Below are 17,837 nucleotides of genomic sequence, written 5' to 3'. Positions count from 1 at the left end.
TTGCCGGTGGACGGAGGTTGGTCACGAGGCGGCGCCGCCCCGGCGGCGGACGGCTCTGGCGAGCAGGCCGACCGCCCACAGCACCAGCGCGGCGCCGGCCACCAGCGCCGGGGCGTAGCCCGCCGCCCCCGCGTAGCCGTCGGGCAGCAGCCGGCGGCAGAGCGGCCCGGTCAGCGCGAGCGCCGCCCCGGCCAGCACCGCGCAGGCCAGCGTGTAGCCGCCGAGCGCCAGGCGCAGCCGCCCCGGGTACGCCGCGAGCGCGCCGGGCTTGCCGCGCCGGACGGCGGCGCGCACCAGCAGGGCGACGAACGTGCGGCTGTCGGTGGCCAGTTGGACGGTGCCGAGGGCGTACCCGAGGATCTTGTAGCCGTCCAGCGGCGGCAGCGGCAGCAGGTTGGCCAGCGCCATCACCGTGCCGAGCAGCAGCAGCCCGCCGAGGAACGGCCGCGCCTGCGCGTGCTCGGGCAGCAGCGCCCAGACCGGGTAGAACGGCACCAGGTACAGCAGGTTCATCAGCACGCCCGCGCCGGCCGTGGCGATCTGCTCGCGCCGCCGCCCGAAGAACCGGACGTCCTCCACCTCGCAGTAGAGGTACGTCATCACCAGGACCCGGCGCAGGCCGATCTCCGTCGTCCGGCCGCCGTAGGCGCGGGCCACCACGCCGTGCGCCAGCTCGTGCAGTCCGAGGCTCAGCCAGAGCAGCACGCCGACGGCCGCCAACGCCACCGGCTGGTGGCTGAGCCGCGCGGTGTCGTCGGTGAGCCGGCCGAGATCGGCGGCGACCGCGGCCAGCAGCAGTACCACCAGGGCGGCCAACGGCACCAGGAAGCCCCGGCGGCGGGCGAAACCGGTCGCCCGGTGCAGCCGCTCCACCAGCGCGGGCGCGTCCGCCGTCATCCGGACACTGCCGCGCAGCAGCGTCGAACGGGCCGCCGGCGCCGGCGGTTCGGGCTCCTGCGGCGGCCCGTCGGCCAGCAGTCCCCGCCCGTACAGCAGCCGGAGCATCTGCTGCCACTGCTGCTCGCCGAGGCGGGCCCGGAACCGCCGGGCGTACTCCTCGCCGATCTCGTCCAGCGACCGGGCGCCGTCCAGCCGGGCGATGATGAAGTGCTCCTTGACGCCCACCTCCAGGCGCCGGCCACTGCCCGGGTCGTGCAGCAGGTGGATCGTCGAGGTGCCGCGCCGCAGCGCCCGGCTGATCCGGACCCCCGGCCGCAGCCGTGGTCTCAGCGCCAGCAGCTCCCGCCCGCTCACGGCGCCGCCGCCGGGGACGGCTCGCGCAGCGCCCGGGCGAGCACGTACGACAGGTAGGCCTCGTCCCGCACCGTCACCGACAGGCGGTTGTTGGTCATGTGCAGATACGGCGAGAGCAGCATCGGGAGCGACTGCGCCGGGTCGTCGACGGGCAGGTCACGCGTGCCGTCCCAGGAGCGGAACACCAGGTCCCCGCGCCGGGTCAGGTCCAGGGCCCGCCCGCGCAGCTCCAGGCTGTGCTGCGCCCAGCCGCGCAGGAAGCCCGGCAGCCGGTCCAGGGCACTCTCGGCGACGGCCTCGCGGATCACCCGGAAGCGCAGCGGCAGGGCGGCGTCCATGGTGCCGTACGCGCGGTCGTAGCCGTCCTGCGCGGTGTAGTTGGTGCCCTCGAACGCACCGTTCCAGAAGGCGTGGTAGCGGTCCAGGAAGTCCAGCAGCGGCGCCTCCTGCGGCAGGAAGCAGCCCGACATCGTCATCATCAGCTGGGCCGACAGCCCCAGCACGACCGTGCGCAGGTGCACGTTCATGCTGCGGGCGGCCTCGATGACCAGGTCGCTGGAGCGCTGGAAGTGCCACTCCGCCAGCGCCACCCCGGCCGGGCCGCCGTACTTGCCGTACTCCGGCTCGTACGGTTCGGCGCTGAAGGTGTTGTTCTCCCGCAGCCGCATCCTGCCGTCCGGGCCGAGCAGCCGCCCGCGCTGCTCCTCGGGGTACTCCAGCTCGAACAGCGTGTTGTACAGCTCCGCCAGGAAGCCGCCCTTCACCTCGTACAACGCGGGCCGCTCCCGCAGGAATCCGCCGATCGCCCGCTGCGCCCGCTCCTGCACCTCGGCGGCCGCGGCGGGGGAGGAGGGCCGCAGCCGCAGCCGGACGTGCGGGCCCTCCAGCCAGTAGTTGATGAAGAAGTAGCCGGCCAGCAGGCCCTCCCCGGTCAGCTCCTCGACCAGCGGGCGCACGCACTGGAGCAGCAGCGGCCGCGGGCTCGCGGCGTAGAAGACGTGGAAGGCCAGCCAGTCGCCGGGCCCGGATCCGCCTCCGGTCGGCCCGGAGCGGGGGCGGGTGGTGAGGTCAGTCAAGGCTCTGCTCTCCCTGCTGCTCCGGTGCGGCGGCGGTGTACGGGTGGGTCTCGACGGCGAGTTCGGCGACGTGGCGGCCCTGCGCGGAGCGCACGTGCAGGGCGTCCTCGCCCGGCAGCATCTCCTCGAAGGCGACCTGGACACTGCGCCCGGCGAGCAGGGCGTCCAGGGCGATCAGCGACAGCGGGCTGTCGAAGTCCACGTACTGGGGCTTGGAGGCGCCCTGCCAGCCGCCGGCCCCGCCGGCCTGCGGGGCGGGGCGCACCTTGGCGAACACCTGGCCGGGCAGACCGTGCCGCCGGCGCCAGCGCTGCCAGCGCAGGTACCGCTCGGCGTCGCCGTCGGCCGGCTGCGGCTGCGGCAGTGAGCCGGGTTCGGCGCTCCAGGCGCGCCGGTGCAGGACGAGACTGCCGTGCCGCAGGCGCGGCCGGTGGGCCACCCCGTCGACGGCGGGCGCGGCGGGCACCCCGCGCCAGGCCTCAGGCGTCACCCGGGAGGTGGGCGAGAACAGCAGCAGGGTGCGGGGGATCTCGGGCAGCACCATCGGCACGAGGTAGCCCAGGTACAGCGGGACGACCTCGCGGTCGAGGCGCCGGGAGCGCAGCACCAGCCGGTCGGTCGCGGTGTCGTGCTCGACGTAGAGGTCGTCGAGCTGGATCCGGCTTTCCTCGGGGGCCGTGCTGGTCTCGCCCGGGCAGACGATCTCGTAGTCGGTCAGCCGGGTGTGCAGGTTGAGGTTGGTGGTGGCGGCCCCGGCCGTGATCTCGGCGAACACGGCGCCGGGCGGGCGGAGTTCGCGCAGGCCCTCGCGCAGTGCGGCCGGCAGGCTGTCGGCGGCCGGGGCGCCACCGGTGTCGAAGCAGTGGGTGAAGCGGGTGAAGGGGAAGCAGAGGCCGCCGTAGGAGTTGTTGAGCACCACCAGGGGGTCACCGGCTCGGCGGGCCAGTTGGAGGAAGTGGCTGTACGGCTCGAATCCCCTTGCGAGTGGGGCGAGTTCGTCCGCGACGGCGCCCAGGGCGGCGCCGTCGAGCTCGATCTCCCGGGCGTCGTCGGCCCGGCCCTCCCACAGCGCGTTCATCCGGCCGGCCAGTTCGGTCCGGGCCCGGTCCAGAGCGGTGATCTCCGGCAGGCCGAGCCAGTTCTCCTCCGCCGGGTAGGCGTTGTCCGCGCCGGCGGCCGGCTTCTGCGAGGTGAACTGGAGGTACTGGTGGAAGATGTCCTCGTGGAAGTCGTGGACCAGCTTGAGCAGGTCCTCGCAGCGCCCGCCCCGGCCGTACCGGACGAGGAAGAAGCCCTTGAGGGTGAGCCGTTGGGCGAGCGCCACGTCGAAGACCGGCAGGATCCGGGCGAGCGAGCGCAGCGGTTCACCGGCCAGCCGCGCCCACTCGCCGGCGTCCGCCTCGGCCGCCTGGCCCGTCACGTCCTCGTACAGCAGGGTCTGCGGCAGGGCGGGCGACTCGGCGCCCAGGTCGGCCTGGACGGCCAGCAGGTCCCGGCGGAGCGCGGCCAGCAGGCGGCGGCGGGTGGGCACGTCGGCGGCGGGGTAGCGGGCCACGCAGTCGGCGGGGCCGTCCAGCCGGGCGGCGACGGCGTCGGCCCAGGGGCGGTCCAGTGAGCGGAGCGCGGCCGTGAAGGAGTGCAGCGGGTCGTGGCTGTGCACGTCGGTGGTCAGCCAGGGCAGTTGCAGGATGCCGAGCTCCAGCAGGGTGGTCAGGTAGTGCTCGGCCTCCTCCGCCGTGGCGTCCGTCCCCTCCCGCAGCAGGTCCGAGAGTTCACGGTGGCGGATCAGCGGGCGGTCGCCGAGGTGCCCGAGGACCTGTTCCAGCACTCCGCTGAGCCGCAGGAAGAACAGCCGGTCCTGGGCCGCGTCGAAGCTCACCGCGGCGCTGTCGTCGCCCGCCGTGACCGAACGCCGGACGTAGCGCACCCGGTCCTCGTCCAGCACCCAGCCGGAGGCGAGCGCGACGGGCAGGTCGCGGCGCCGCCCGGGGTCGGCGCCGATCAGCTCGGCGATCCGGCTGAGCACGACGACGTTCAGCCGGGCGTGGCCGGTCTGCTCGCCGCCGAGCGTCAACTCCCCTTCGGCCGAAGCCCGGAACGTGCCGGGGGCGACGGTGGTGAGGGTGCTGAACGGGCTGGTCTTGCACGCCGTCCGGTACAGATAGGACAGCAGCGAGCGCTCCATCTTGCGGGTCCGCTTGTCGGTGGCGGCGGCGGGTGCGGCGACGAACGCGTCGAGCTTGGCCTCCAGGGTCGGCGAGGCCAGCAGCAGCCCCAGCCGCAGCGGCTCCGATCCGGCCAGTCGGCGCAGTTCGGCTCGGGTGGAGGCGAGTTCACCCTCGACGAGGGCGTGCCCGGCGTGCTGGAGGTCCGCCAGCCTGCGCCGGGAGTGCAGCCAGTGCGCGAGCAGGTCGCCGGTCGGCGGGTCCAGCTCCGCGGCCAGGGCCAGCGCGGCTGCCTGGTCCTGCGGCAGCCGGTTGTTGAACACCTGCCGCCGTACGGCGAGCAGCCGGCGGCGCCGGTCGTCCGGTGCGGAGCCGACCAGCGCGGCCAGCGGTTCGCTGAGCTGCTCGCCGAGCGCGGCGAGCCGCTCCTCCTCGGCGAGCAGCTCGTCGGCCCAGTCGCGCGCGGCCGGGCTGCGCAGGCTGTGCACCGTCTCGACGGGCAGTCCGGCGGCCCGCAGCATGAACCGCGGGCTCAGGATGCCCGCTCCCCGGCCGTTCATCGGTGTCTCCTCGCTCACCTGGTCCCCGCTCGCCGGGCTCGGCGTCTCCTGGCTCGGCGTCTGCCGGCTCACCTGGTCCTCCGCCCGCTCAGGCGATCGCATGGCTGAAGTCGGCCGGGTGGGGGCGCTCGTGGCCGACCATCATGATCAGCAGCGGTATCTCGCCGCTGCTGTCCAGCCCCAACTCCTCCGCGTACGAGACGCAGTCGAAGCCGAGTGCCACCCCGCAGGCGAGCCCGAGGGCGGACGCCGCCGTGTAGACGGCCTGCGAGACCGCGCCCACGCTCGCGTTGACCAGCCGCAGCCCCCGGTCACCGACCGCGTCCAGCACGGCCGGGGTGGGCGCCGCGGCGGTGATCACCGCGCCCGCCTGCTCCAGGTTGTAGTTCGACAGGAAGTAGTTCCGCTGGAGGAAGGCGCCCTGCGGGCCGGCCTTCAGCAGCCGCAGCCCGCCCTGCGCCGGGTCGTAGGCGTACGCCCCGGGCGGCACCCCCTCGACGTGGTTGACGAAGACGTACAGCCTGGCCGGGGCGGCCCCGTCGGCCGCCTGCACGTCGCTGCCGAGGTCGGCGCCCGCGGCGGCGGCGGCCAGCGCCGCGGACAGCTGCCCGGCGGTCATCGGCAGCGTCGAGGTGAACCGGCCGAAACTGCTGCGGCGTGAGCGCAGCGCCTCGCGCACCCCCAGGTCGAGCGGCTGCGGCGCGGGCAGCGGCACGACCTCGCCCCGCGCGGGCGCCGGCCGGGCCAGCGCCGCCGTGAGCGCGTAGGCCGGGGGCCGCACGGCGGCGCCCTCCAGCGTGGCCTCGTGGATCAGCCGGACGGTCTCGAAGGTGAACACCCGGCGGGAGCGTTCCTGGTCGGCGAGCCCGACGCGGGCACCGCCGCCGGTGGCGCCCTGCCGGGCCGGCTCGCCCTCCCAGCGCAGCGGGACGACGGCGAACACGCCCTCCTCCTGCGGGGAGAATCCCAGCAGGCGCCCGATCCGCTCCTCGTCGAACCAGAACGCGGCCCCGACGCGCAGGCCGCGGGCCTGCGCCCAGAGCCGCCAGGTCGCCAGCAGCGCGCCGATGTCCATGGTGACGACGTGGTACGAGAAGCTGTTGTACTTGAAGGCGTTCTGCCAGAACTTGACGCTCAGGACGAGGAACTGGTCCGTCTCCGGGAAGCCGTCCGGGTCGCCCAGCGCGGCCCGGACCTCGGCCGAGACGTCACCGGCGAGCAGCCGCTCCATCGAGTGGTGCGGCGTCGCGTAGTGGTAGACCCCGGGGGTGAGCGGCCCGCTCGGCCCGGCGGCCCAGTGGATGCCGATCGGGTAGAGCCCGCCGCCGGAGGCGGTGCCGCGCGACCAGTTGGCGTGCGTGTAGAAGGGCAGCGTGCCGAGGTCCGAGTTGGCCTGCACGGCCAGCCGGCGGCCGGTCAGGCCGTACGAGTCCTGGAGCATCCCGCCGAGCAGCGGCAGCGTGAACGCGCCGTCGCCGGGCCCGCCGAACAGGCCGTCCTGCACGGTCGCGGTGGGCGGGGCGTCACTGTCGGGCAGCGGGAAGCGCTCGGCCCCGGGGTGGAACCTGCCCTTCCGGGGGCGGTCGGCCCAGTCGGGCACGAAGTCCGCCGGTTCCATCGGGACCCGGCCCCGCCGCATCACCGCGTTCGCGTACGCGTGGGCGTAGCCCATGGTCGCTCCTCTCTGGTCCGGTCAGGGGTTGGGGTCAGGGGAACGGGTGCGGCGCCGGGTTGAGGTCCGCCGGCCGCAGGTCCCGGTCGCGCAGCCCGGCCTCGCGCGGCGCGGTGCGCAGCCGGGGCATGGTCAGGGCGCGCTGGCGCCGCCGGCCGAAGTCGATCGGCAGCAGACCGGGCACCAGTACGCTCGCGGTGTGCAGTCCGAGGTCGCGCTGCTCGGGCATGGTCTGGTCGACCACGACCACGTCGAAACCGGCGTCGGTCACCGCCCGGACGCAGGCCAGGACGTCCTCGCGCAGATCGCCGCCGGGCCGGATCGCGCCCGGCCCGCGCAGACTGTCCAGCCCCGCCGTCCGGGGGCGGTCCGGCTTCAGCAGGAAGTCGGCGTGCCGGGCCATCTCGGGCAGGCCGTACACCAGCGGGTGGTCGTGCAGGACGTGGATCCGGTCGAAGTCCGCGGCCATCGCCCGCAGCCGCTTCTCCTCGCGGGCGGTGCGACGGCGCAGGTTGACGGCGTCGGTGGCGATCTCGCAGAGCCCGGCCCAGAGCGCCGCCTCCGGGTCGAGGCTCGCGCCCGCCCCGAAGCAGAGCCGGCCGAGCCCGCCGTCGATCCGCTCGGCCACGGCGGTCACCACCGGGATCGGGAAGCTGATCCGGGTGTCGAAGAACCGGGCGCGGTAGCCGTACATCGCCAACCGGTCGACCAAGGCCGGGATTTCGGGCCGCTCGGCATCGGACACGTCCAGTTCGGGCAGGTCGAGCATGCCGAACCAGGCGAGCAGGAAGGCGTCCCGCTCGACGGCCTCCATCAGCCCGAAGTAGACGGCCTCCTCCAGGCAGCCGCCGGAGGCGCAGCCGTTGGAGCTCTCCTGGACGAACCGGTTCTCCAGGCCGCCGGGCGCGTGGTAGTAGGTGAGGATCTCCGGTACCAGGACGGGCCGTTGGTCGCGCAGCGAGTACCCCCACACCCAGGGGATCACCCGCTCGGGCGTGAACGGCCGGATGCCGGGCTCGCCCCGGTGGAACTCCTCCGGGTAGAGGCCGCAGACCCGCGGGTCCACGGCCTGCCCGGAGACGTCCCGGTACGCGGCCCGGACGGTGGTGCGCCGGCCGCGGGCCCGCATCCCGGCGAAGCGCTCCAGCCCCTCCAGCAGCCCGACCCGCGTGCTGGCACGGTAGTTGGCGGTGTGGCCGCCCCAGAAGCACTCCCGCAGGTAGTCGCCGGAGCGCATGGTGAAGCAGCCGACCGTGGAGGAGGTGGAGGCGGACACCAGGTCGGGGACGACGGAGGGCCCGAGCATCCCGGCGACGGGATTGACGAACGCCTCCAACGGCAGCTCGTACTCCTCGGCGCCACGCAGCCGGAACACGTCCGGCGCGGGCTTCGGCCGGCTCCGCAGCTCGATCCGGGCGCCGTCCGCGCAGTCCTCGGTGCGCCGGTCGCACTGCGGGCACTCGGCGTCCGCCACCAGCGGGAACCCGCTGACGTGCAGGGTCTCCAGGTCCAGCAGGTCGACGACGGGGAGCCGGCCGGCCGGGGCGGTGCGCTCGCGCCGGGCGGCGGCCAGTGCGGCGACGGCGTCCGCGAGGAACGGCACGGCCCACGGCGGGCTGCCGGCCGCCCGGGTGGCGTCGCCCAGCTCCAGCGCCTCGCGCAGCGGCCCGGAGCGGACGGCCTGCCAGCGCCGGGCCAGGCAGCGGGGGCACGGCGAAGTGCCGTCGCCCGCCGCCGGCCCGACGATCGCATGGTGCCCGTACAGCTGGACGGGCGTGGCCGGGCCCCCTGCCGGGTCGGTCACCGCCAGCTCGTCCCTGGCGCCGAGCATCGAGACCCGGACGGGCTCCGGGGCGTCGGCGAGCCGGGCCGCCAGCGCTTCGCAGACCTCGGCCCACGGCCCGGTGAATCCCGTGAGCCCGGCCTGCGGCGGCTGCGGGCCGGCCGGGCGGGGCAGGACGTCAACGGGCACCGGAGGCCGCCCCGTCGGTGAGCAGCACCCGGGCGACCTCGATGCGGCCGGCCCGCAGGTCCGTCGCCCCGGCGGGGGCGAGCAGGACGTCCCGGCCGGCGGCCCGCAGGGTGTCCAGCACCGTCGTCCAGTCCGTGCCCGGTGCGGGGTCGAGCGGCGCGCCGGGGCCGGCCGTCAGGGCGCGCGGATCCAGTTCGCGGATCAGCGGGTCGCCGGTGTCGACCTCGCCGTCCGGTCCCTGGTCACGGCCGAGTTGGGCCTGTCCGAGCAGGTCCCGCACCGCCTCCAGCACCGCGTGCCGCAGCCGCAGGCCGCTGCCGAGGGCCCAGACGGGCCGGCCGGTGCCGGGGTCGGCGGCCCGGGCGAGCACCACGGGGACGGCCCGGTGCGAGCCCGCGGCGAGTTCCAGCAGGTCGAGCTCCAGGCCGAGGTTCTTCGCGGAGCGGGCCAGGAACACCAGCTCCGCGTCGTCGGGGAAGGCCTCCGGATCGACCCGGGCGGTGGGTGCGCCGCGCAGCGCCCGGCGCAGCGCGTCGTAGGAGAGCGCGGACAGCAGCCCCCTGGCCGCCGCCTCGCCCTCGGTCGCGCCCGCTCCGGTGCCCGCGGCGGTGGCCTCGAACGCCCGGTCCCGGTTGTCCGCCCCGAGGGTGCGCAGCGCGGCCGCCGGGACGAGGACCTCGGAGCCGTCGAGCAGCGAGTGCGCCCGGCCCCAGGCCGGTACGTCGGCGCTGCCCGTCCAGGTGCCGGAGGCCGTGCCGAGCGACTGCGGCCCGATCAGCGGCCGCCGCCCGTGCGAGGCCTGAGCCTGGGCCGGGCCGAGCAGTCCGGTCAGCGGCACCACGTGCTCGGCGTAGACCTCGGCCGCCCGGTACAGCGCGCGCAGCCGGGCCCCGGCGACATGGTGCACGTCGAACGCGGCCACCTCCCGCCGCACGCCGTGGCCGAGCGCGAGGCCCACCGTGCTCACCTTCAGGGGTGTCTGGTTCCAGGCGTCGTCCGTGTAGGCGGTGAAGACGCCCGCGTTCGGACGCACGAGTACCGCCCGGGTGTCGAGTTCCGCCAGTGCGGCCTGCGCGGCGCCCTCCTCGGCGGCGCCGTCGGCGGGCAGCTCGTCCGTCGCCGGCAGGCCGAGGACGACGGGCCGGTGCGACGGGGTGTCGTGCCCCGCGCAGTGCGGGCAGCGCGGGTGCGGGAGCAGCGGCTCGGCGACCACGTCCAGCGAGTCCAGGTCCTGGATGATCAGCTTGCCGTCGGTCTCGGCCGGCAGGGCGCCGGTGGTGAGCCGGAACACCTCGTAGCCCAGCAGGTTGCCGATCATCGCGGCGAGCGGCCGGCCGATCCGCGGGCCGGCGGGGGCGAGCGGCGCCAGCGGGGAGAGCGAGCTCCACAGGTCGGCGGCGGCCCCGGTGTCGGCGCCGGCGCCGAGCCGCAGGGCCGCGCAGACCCAGCAGCCGGCCGTGTCCGGGGCCATCACCGGCCCGGTCACCGCCCGGCCACCGAACGTCCAACTGCCCAGCAGCCGGCGGCCCCCGGGTATCCCGGCGGCCAGCAGGCGGACGATCTGCCGGGGTGCGGCGGGCCCGCCGGTCACCAGGACCAGGTCGTACCCGTCGAGGTCGGCCCAGTCCAGCTGGTCCCCGCCGCCGAGCCGGTTCACCGACACCGGACAGCCGGCCGCCGTCAGCGCCTTCGCCTCCTCCTCCACCTCGCCGAACCCGTTCCCCACCCGGTCGACGCCCGGCAGCACACCGATCTCGGCGCACCCGTTGCGGACGAGACTGAGCGCGCACCAGCGTGCCGTCAGGTCGTCCCCCAGCACCGCCACCCGGGTACCGCGGAAGCGCCCGAAGCGGCCCGCCGCGTCGCCCACGTAGTGGTCGATGTAGTCGATCTGCGCGGCGAACCGCTCCGCCACCTGCGGATCCGGCGCCACCTCGGGCGTCTGCTCCGGACCGGCGTCCCGGGCGAAGCCGCGCTGGTACAGCGCGTGGACGAGGTCGCCGACCATCCGCCGCTGCGGCTCGCCGAGCCCCTGGCAGATCTCCGCCACCCGGTGCCGGCCGTTCAGGTGCGGGACGATCAGTGAGGCGAACCGGTACGCCTCCTTGGTGGTCAGGTTGAAGCCGCCGTGGGCGTTGTGGAACAGCACGCCGGTCGGCGTCCGGCTGAACAGCACGTCACGGCGGATCCGTGGGCGGGTGTCGGCGATCTCCTCGTACGCGGCCATGTCCTCACACCTCTGTCGTACGGAGCGGAGCGGCTGCCTGCCGCGGGGATTCGAGTCGGTCGGCGGGGCCACGACGGTGCTCCGCAGTGCGGTGCACAGGGTGGTCCGCGGGCTGTTCGGGGGGAGCGCGGTGCCGGCTCCCGGCCGCCGCGCGGGTGAAGGCGCAGAGCAGGTCGTGCATGCGGTACTGGCCGTGCGGCCCCTCCTCCAGCAGCCCGGCCTGCACCAGGCTCGCGAGGACGAGCTCCCCGGTCGCCGGGGCGCCGCCGGTACTCTCGGGGGCCCCGCCGGGGCGCCGGCCGGCCGGGCGCGGGGCCGGCTCCGACTCGCCGCGCAGGATGTCGAGTTCGAGGCGCCGCAGGGCGGGCCCCGGGTCGACGCCGAGCTCGGTCAGCAGGTGCTTCTTCACCCTGCGGTACTCGGCGAGGGCCTCCGCGCGGCGGCCGGTGCGGTTCAGCGCCTCGATCAGCTGCTCCCAGAACCGCTCGTGCAGCGGGTGTGCGTGCGCCACCGGACGGAGTTCGGCGAGCGCTTCGCGACATCGCCCGAGGGCGAGTTCGATGTCGAAGATCCGTTCGGCCGTCCGCAGCCAGTCCTCGGTGAGCCGCGGTACCTCGTCGAGGTGCAGTGCGTCGGAGTGGACGTTGGTCAGCACGGGCAGCTGCCACAGGGCGAGCGCCTCGCGGAGCAGGTCCAGCTCGGTGCTGAGGTCGGGCGCGTCGGCCGCCCGGCCGAGTAAGGAGCGGAAGTGCAGCAGGTCGAGGGTCTGCGCGTCGGCGGCCATCCGGTAGCCACCGGGCACCGCCTCGATGGTGTTCCCGGAGATGCCGTACTTGCCGAAGAGCCTGCGCAGGCGCAGGACGCAGGTCTGCAGGGCGGCCTTCGCGGTCGCCGGTGTCTCCTCGCCCCAGATCACCCGTTGCAGCGACTCGGCCGAGACCACCGTGTTGGGCCTGACCAGCAGGGCCGCCAGCAGGGCGGCCGGTTTGGACGGCTGGAGCACCGCGACCTCGGTGCTGTCCGCGATGGCCAGCAGCCCGAGGACGGTGAAGCGGGCCCGCCCGGCCCCGGTCGCGGGCGGCAGGCCCGTGTTCGCCTGTTCCGGCTCGCTCTCGCCCATGGTTCTCCCCCATCCTCCACGTTGCGGGTGCGCTGCAGAGACCGGTCCGGCCGTGGTCGGGCCGTGCCGTTGGGTGTGCCTGCCGGCACCGTTTTGACTGATCGGTGCCAACATCCCGGGGCCAGAACGTACGGGGTGACGGTTGCTCAAGTCAACGATTCGGATGGTCATTTGAGCGAACATTGAGCTAAGCGTCCGGCCGCTTCTCCTGGATTGCCCGAACCGCCGTCCGCCCTTGTCAGACGGTCCCGTCCGTGCTCCGTCCGGGGCGCCCGTCCGATCCGCCGGAGTGCGCCGGGGTGCACTCCGGGGCGCAGAGAGGCGGGGCCCACGGGACATTCCCGTGGGCCCCGCCGGAGGACGGTGGTCAGGCGGCGCAGATCACGTTCGCGCCGGGCAGGTCCTGGAGCGTGGACTCGGTGAGCGAGCCGCTCGCGTACTCGTAGTAGAGGTAGGTGTAAAGGTCGATCCGCACCCCGCAGGAGGAGTCCGCGGCGACCTGGTAGGAGAGCGTCACGGTGGTGCTGCCCCCGGGGGCGACGGGCGCGGTGTACCCGACGGTGTTGCTGCTCAGTGTGAAGTTCAGCCCGGGCACCTGGGTGGTGGCCCAGGTCGGCTGGACGGACTGGTAGATGAACTGCACGGGCGTGTCGTGCACGTTGGTGAACGTCAGGGTGAGCGTCACCGAGTCACCCGGGAGCACGCTCGACGCACTGGCGCTGACGGACAGGGCGGGCGAGTCCGCGTGTGCGGGCGGGGCCAGCAGCAGCAGGCCGAGCACCAGGGACAGGATCGCGGACAGGCCGAAACGCCTCAGATGTGTGGTGTGCATGGTTCCGGAGCCTAGGCGCGGCCCGGCCGGCCGTGGGCGTCCTTCGGCGCGGACCCGTCGGATGACGGACGGTCGTACAGGCGTCATGTACGCATCACTGGTCAGAAAAATCGCGACAGCATGATTAACCGGGCCCAAGACGGTCGAGCGGACGTCCGCACTTGTGGTGCGCGGGGAGCGGGAGGAGGAGAGTGGAAGGCAGCGCGGTCGGCGGACGGAGGCAGCAGGGGGTGTGATCGGGAGGTTCGCGATGACCTTTGTACAGATCGTCGAGTGCCGTACGGAGCAGCCGGACGAGCTCAACCGGCTGATGGACACCTGGATCGAGCAGACCCAGGGCAGGCGCACCGCCACCCACGCGATGATGGGCGCCGACCGGGCGGACGCCCGGCACATCGTGGAGATCGTCGAGTTCCCGTCCTACGAGGCGGCGATGCGCAACTCCGGTCTGCCGGAGACGGACCGGATCTTCCGGGAGATGGTGGCGCTCTGCCAGGAGCCGCCCACCTTCACCAACCTCGACCTGGTCCGCGACGACCAGCCCAACAAGGACGCGGCCCGCCGGCTGCTGCTGGACCCCCCGACGGGCGACATGTCCCCGATCGACGAACTCCTCGCGCCGGACTACCGCGACCACGACCCGTCGATGGACGGTGACACGGTCGGCCCGGCTGCCGTCAAGGAGATGATCGAGGGCTACCGCCGGGCCTTCGACTTCACCTTCGACATCCGGAGCCAGCTCGCCGAGGGCGACATGGTGGCCACCCGCTGGATGTGGCGCGGCACCCACATCGGGGAGTACATGGGCATGCCGGCCAGCAACAGGACCATCGAGTCGGCCGGCATGACCATGTGGCGCTTCGAGGACGGCAAGGTGAAGGAGGGCTGGTGGAGCTGGGACGCCGTCGCCATGATGCGCCAGATGGGCATGATGCCGGGCTGACCCGCGCGAGAACCTCCCCGTCGTCCGTCCCCGCCGTCCTGATGCGCGGGCCGACGGTCAGGCCGACAGCCTGCGCATCAGCCGGACACCCTGGGCCGCGGTCAGGTGCGGCAGGTACGCCTTGCCGATCGCGCGGGTGATGCTGGGCAGCGCGGCTGGGTCGGGGTACACCATGTAGAGCGGCCGGTACTCGGGCTGGAACTTCGCCTTGAACGCGAGCAGCGACCGGAAGCCGTACACCGGCTCCAGCGCCTTGCCCATCCAGTCCAGCATGCGCTGCAGGGAGGTCGGAGCCTCCCCGCGCTCCGCCCGGGCCAGCGGCGCGCCCGACAGTGACAGGAAGCGCGCGCCCTCCTCCTTGAAGCCGAGCGCGGCGGACGCGATCAGGAACTCCGTCACGCCCCGGAGGCCGTCCGCGCTGCGCCGCATGAAGTCCAGCGTCCAGCCGACCGGCCGGCCGTCCTCGTACACCGGCATCCAGCTGGTCAGCCCGTGCACCCGGCGCTGCGCGTCGACGGCTATCAGGACCCGGACGGCCGGGTCCTCCAGCTCCTCCAGCCCGCCGAGGGTGAAGCCCATCTCCGGCAGGCCCTTGTCGGACACCCACTCCTCGGAGATCGAGCGTATCTGCTCCCGGAGCGCGGCCGGGGCGTCCCGGTAGCTCCACCACTCGGCGGTGATGCCCTGCTTGGCGGCCTTGTTCAGCGAGGTCCTGACGTCCTGCCACTTCTTGCCTGTGAAGGCCAGTCCGGGCAGCGCCACCACGGTGTCCTCGGCGACCTGGAGCGAGCGCCAGCCGAGGTCCCGGGCGACCTCCCGGACGTCCGGGGTGACGCTGTAGAAGCAGGGCGTCCAGCCGCGCGCGTCGCAGTACCGGGCGAAACCGGCCACCGCACGCCGCCGTGCCTGCGGCTCGCCGAACGGGTCGCCGGTGGTGAGCGCCACGGTCGACAGCACCCGGTACGGCACCGCCGCCCGGCCCTCCTCGTCGAACCAGTAGTGGTTGCCGTCCCAGGTGCTGATGAAGGAGAGCGTGCCGCCCCCGTACCTGGTGAGCAGGGCCCGGGCCCGCGCCGCGTCCTCGGCGTCCGCCTGCACCGCCGACCGGCGCAGGGCCACCAGCAGCGCGGACAGTGCGACGACCCAGAACACCAGTCCGCAGTAGGTGACCAGGGCCCGCGCCACGCCGCCGACCGCGATCGGGTAGTCCGAGAGCAGTTCGCCGTAGGCCGGCGGGAGGTAGGCCGCCGCCAGACCCGCCACCAGCCGGCCGGGGGAGGTGTCCGGCTCGAACTGGGTGCGCACCAGGGTTCCGGCGCCCACGTACACGCCCGCCGTCACCAGCAGCGTGCCGCCGACGACCGCGCCGAGCCGGCGCACCACGCGCGGGGACATCCGCAGCCGGAAGCGGTGGCCGGTGCGCAGCAGGAGCGCCGTGGTCAGCACCGGCAGCAGCAGCGCCTCGACGAAGAACTCGACCACGTAGCGGATCCCCGCCGGATCCTGCAGCCAGGAGAGGTCGTCGGCGAGCAGCCAGGCCAGCAGGGCGATCCAGATCAGCTCGGTGACCACGGTGATCCGCCAGGCCGCCCGCAGTCCGCGGCGCAGCCCCTCGGCGAGGACGAGCAGCAGGGCCGGGACGGCGGCGGCCATCAGCCGGCCGGGCGAGTCGAAGAAGTTCTGCACGGCGTGCGCCCGGGCGCACTCGTGGGCCGAGTACGAGCAGAGGTCGGCGACCTCGTCGGGCGAGTACGAGCGGGAGAGGTACAGCTCGGAGAGGCTGTTGAACGGGCCGATCGCGTCGTCGTAGAGCGCGGCGACCAGTGGCCCGACGGCCGCGGCGACCAGGCAGAGCGCGACCAGCACCCGGGCCTCCTGGTGCGAGGGGCGGTAGCGCGGCCGGGGCCGGCGGCGGTGCAGCAGTGCCCCGCCGGCCAGGCCGACCAGGGCGGCGGCGAAGCACTGCACGCCCTCCAGGTGGCCGATGTACAGCGTGGACACCAGCGGGACGAGCACCACCAGCAGCCGCAGGCGCCGGCGCCACAGGGCGGTCAGCCGGTGGCTGAGCACCGCGGCGAGGGCGAACAGGCCGACTCCGGGACCGACCGCGACCTGGTCCCGGATGGTGTGGGTCCAGCCCTCGCCGGCGGCGATGCCCAGCCGCACCAGCGCGGCGCCGAACAGGGTCGCGAGCACCTGCCCGCCCAGCAGGACGAGCACGCTCCGGCGCCGCCCGAGCCGCCGCTCGGCGGCCGGTCCCACCACGAGCAGCAGCACGCTGGTGAGCAGGTAGGCCCCGATGCCGGAGCACCAGAGGAGTGAGGAGAGCGGGGTCCACCAGCGCGCCGCGTCGATCGTGGACAGGCCGACGCCGACCTGGTCGAGCAGCCGCGGCGGCGGGCCGGTGCGCAGGCTTCCGGTGGCCGCGCCGACCGTCCACAGGGCGGCCAGCAGGCTCAGCGTGAGCGGCGCGGAGCGCAGCCGGCGGGCGTGCCGTGCCCAGCGCCCGCCGGGCGGCCCCGGGGTCGGCCCGGGGGCCGGGGCAGCGGCGCTGCTCGCGGACGGTGCGGCCACCGGTGCGGTCACGGGCGCGGTCACGGGCGCGGTCATCCGTGCAGCCCCGTGCGCTTGGCGAGCCAGGGCAGGTTGTCGCTGATGCCGGCCCGGAACACGTTCCAGTCGTGCCAGCCGGGCTTGAGCTGGAAGTCGACGGTGAGCCCGGCCCGGCCCGCGGCGGCGTACATCTTCTCCTGCTGCGGGCGGTAGTCCCCGTCACTGGCCCCGGCCACGAAGATGCCGGCGGTGTCGGGGAAGCTCCTGCGGGCCAGCAGGTGCAGCGGGTCCACGGCGTCGAAGGCCGCCTCGTCCCCGCCGAACGCCTCCTTGACGCTCTTCTCGTGGCTGCCGAGGGTCGGCTCCTCCTGGCCGGAGATGTCGATGAACGAGCCGTAGACCCCGGGGGCGTTGAGCGCGAGCTGCAGGGAGCAGGTGCCGCCGAAGGACAGGCCCGCGATGGCCCAGGCCTGCCGGCCGGTGGCGGTCTGGAGGGTGGCGTGGATCCAGGCGGGGACGTCCTCGGCCAGGTAGGTCTGGGCCTTGGCGAGCCGGGAGTCCATGCAGAGCTGGTTCGTCCAGGGGGTGCCGGTCGGGTCGGCGACGACCACGACCGGGGCCAGGCCCCGGTGCGCGGCCGCGAAGCCGTCCATCATGTCCTGGAGGCCGCCGGTGTTCACCCAGTCCTCGGGCGCCCCGGGCTGGCCGGGCAGCAGGACGAGCACGGGCAGCAGCGGCCGCGGGCTGGCCTGGTAGGCGGGCGGCAGGTAGACGAAGCCGTTGCGGGTCTTGAACCCGGAGCGCGGCCCGGGTATCGAGACGGTGGAGAGGGTGCCCTTCGTGGGGAGGTCGGCCGGCGGCTGCCAGACGTCGGAGAGCGGCTTGCCGGGCGGCGCGGCGACGGTGCTGGCGGCGGCGGCGATGCTCAGCGACTTCGGCTGACTGAGCCACGGCGCGAGCAGCAGGCGGGGCGTCGGGTACTGGTCGAACTGCCGGTTGACCTGCGAGGACGCCGTCAGCACCACCACGCTCGCGGCGAGCGCCAGCAGTGCCCGGCCGCGCCACGCCCGGCGGGGCATCCGGAACCCGGCCAGGCAGAGGCCGAGCAGTGCGGTCCCGATCCAGAACGTCACCCGGTGCGGCAGGCCCTCGGGGAACGGCTGCCACCAGTCCTCGACGGCCACCTGGACCAGCACGGTGAGGGCGGCGGCGAGCAGCACCGCGCAGGGCAGCAGCCGGGTCGACCAGCGCCGGCCCCGGGCGAGCGCCAGCACGGCCAGGGCCGTCCCCCCGGCCGCCAGCACGGCGTACGGGACGGGCCCGTGCGTGAGCGGCCAGTCCAGCGGGTTCCAGGTGGCGGCGAGCGCCCGGTTCATCGTGCTCCTTGCTTCGCGGCGCGGGCCGCGGCAGGACTCGCGGCCGCCACGGGGCTGCCGTCGCGGCCGCGAGCGCGTCGTCTGTGG

Annotated in this window: 11 protein-coding genes; 1 reads left to right on the top strand and 10 read right to left on the bottom strand. The window is 74.6% G+C overall.

Features of this window, described 5'->3' with window-relative positions:
• Positions 1 to 21 precede the first annotated feature (21 nt).
• From ACFUK0_RS18320 to ACFUK0_RS18285, 8 genes are all read right to left on the bottom strand, one after another.
• A complete protein-coding gene (locus tag ACFUK0_RS18320) occupies positions 22 to 1,254 on the bottom strand; it encodes a peptidase M50 (protein ID WP_380251314.1) in 1,233 nt (410 codons plus the stop codon).
• Positions 1,251 to 2,330, bottom strand: a complete 1,080-nt coding sequence (locus ACFUK0_RS18315) for a lantibiotic dehydratase C-terminal domain-containing protein (protein ID WP_380251312.1) — start codon at positions 2,328 to 2,330, stop codon at positions 1,251 to 1,253. Before ACFUK0_RS18315 ends, ACFUK0_RS18320 begins: the two co-directional genes overlap by 4 nt.
• Positions 2,323 to 5,157: a lantibiotic dehydratase gene (locus ACFUK0_RS18310; protein WP_380251310.1), complete on the bottom strand. Its 2,835-nt coding sequence runs from the start codon at positions 5,155 to 5,157 to the stop codon at positions 2,323 to 2,325. Before ACFUK0_RS18310 ends, ACFUK0_RS18315 begins: the two co-directional genes overlap by 8 nt.
• Entirely contained in the window at positions 5,144 to 6,727 is a 1,584-nt protein-coding gene (locus ACFUK0_RS18305) for a SagB family peptide dehydrogenase (RefSeq protein ID WP_380251308.1), read from the bottom strand. The genes ACFUK0_RS18310 and ACFUK0_RS18305 overlap by 14 nt, the downstream gene beginning before the upstream one ends.
• A 34-nt stretch (positions 6,728 to 6,761) precedes the next feature.
• Entirely contained in the window at positions 6,762 to 8,699 is a 1,938-nt protein-coding gene (locus ACFUK0_RS18300; protein ID WP_380251306.1) for a TOMM precursor leader peptide-binding protein, read from the bottom strand.
• Positions 8,689 to 10,926 (bottom strand): TOMM precursor leader peptide-binding protein, encoded by a 2,238-nt coding sequence (locus ACFUK0_RS18295; RefSeq protein ID WP_380251304.1) that lies wholly within the window; start codon positions 10,924 to 10,926, stop codon positions 8,689 to 8,691. The genes ACFUK0_RS18300 and ACFUK0_RS18295 overlap by 11 nt, the downstream gene beginning before the upstream one ends.
• A 4-nt stretch (positions 10,927 to 10,930) precedes the next feature.
• Positions 10,931 to 12,046: a BTAD domain-containing putative transcriptional regulator gene (locus ACFUK0_RS18290; protein ID WP_380251302.1), complete on the bottom strand. Its 1,116-nt coding sequence runs from the start codon at positions 12,044 to 12,046 to the stop codon at positions 10,931 to 10,933.
• A 367-nt stretch (positions 12,047 to 12,413) separates the two neighbouring features.
• On the bottom strand, positions 12,414 to 12,878 hold the full coding sequence (locus ACFUK0_RS18285; RefSeq protein ID WP_380251300.1) for a hypothetical protein: 465 nt from the start codon (positions 12,876 to 12,878) through the stop codon (positions 12,414 to 12,416).
• 250 nt (positions 12,879 to 13,128) lie between these two features.
• On the opposite strand from ACFUK0_RS18285, the gene ACFUK0_RS18280 reads away from it, so the two are divergent.
• Entirely contained in the window at positions 13,129 to 13,821 is a 693-nt protein-coding gene (locus ACFUK0_RS18280) for an ester cyclase (RefSeq protein WP_380251298.1), read from the top strand.
• Between the two features lie 57 nt (positions 13,822 to 13,878).
• Here ACFUK0_RS18280 and ACFUK0_RS18275 read toward each other — a convergent pair whose 3' ends face one another.
• On the bottom strand, positions 13,879 to 16,431 hold the full coding sequence (locus tag ACFUK0_RS18275; protein ID WP_380251296.1) for a bifunctional lysylphosphatidylglycerol flippase/synthetase MprF: 2,553 nt from the start codon (positions 16,429 to 16,431) through the stop codon (positions 13,879 to 13,881).
• Positions 16,428 to 17,750, bottom strand: a complete 1,323-nt coding sequence (locus ACFUK0_RS18270) for an alpha/beta hydrolase (protein WP_380251294.1) — start codon at positions 17,748 to 17,750, stop codon at positions 16,428 to 16,430. The genes ACFUK0_RS18275 and ACFUK0_RS18270 overlap by 4 nt, the downstream gene beginning before the upstream one ends.
• Between the last annotated feature and the right edge of the window lie 87 nt (positions 17,751 to 17,837).

It is taken from the genome of Kitasatospora sp. NPDC057223, assembly GCF_042669755.1.
GTDB lineage: Bacteria > Actinomycetota > Actinomycetes > Streptomycetales > Streptomycetaceae > Kitasatospora.
Note: the sequence above shows the minus strand (reverse complement) of the source record. Positions and strands in the feature narration are given on the sequence as shown.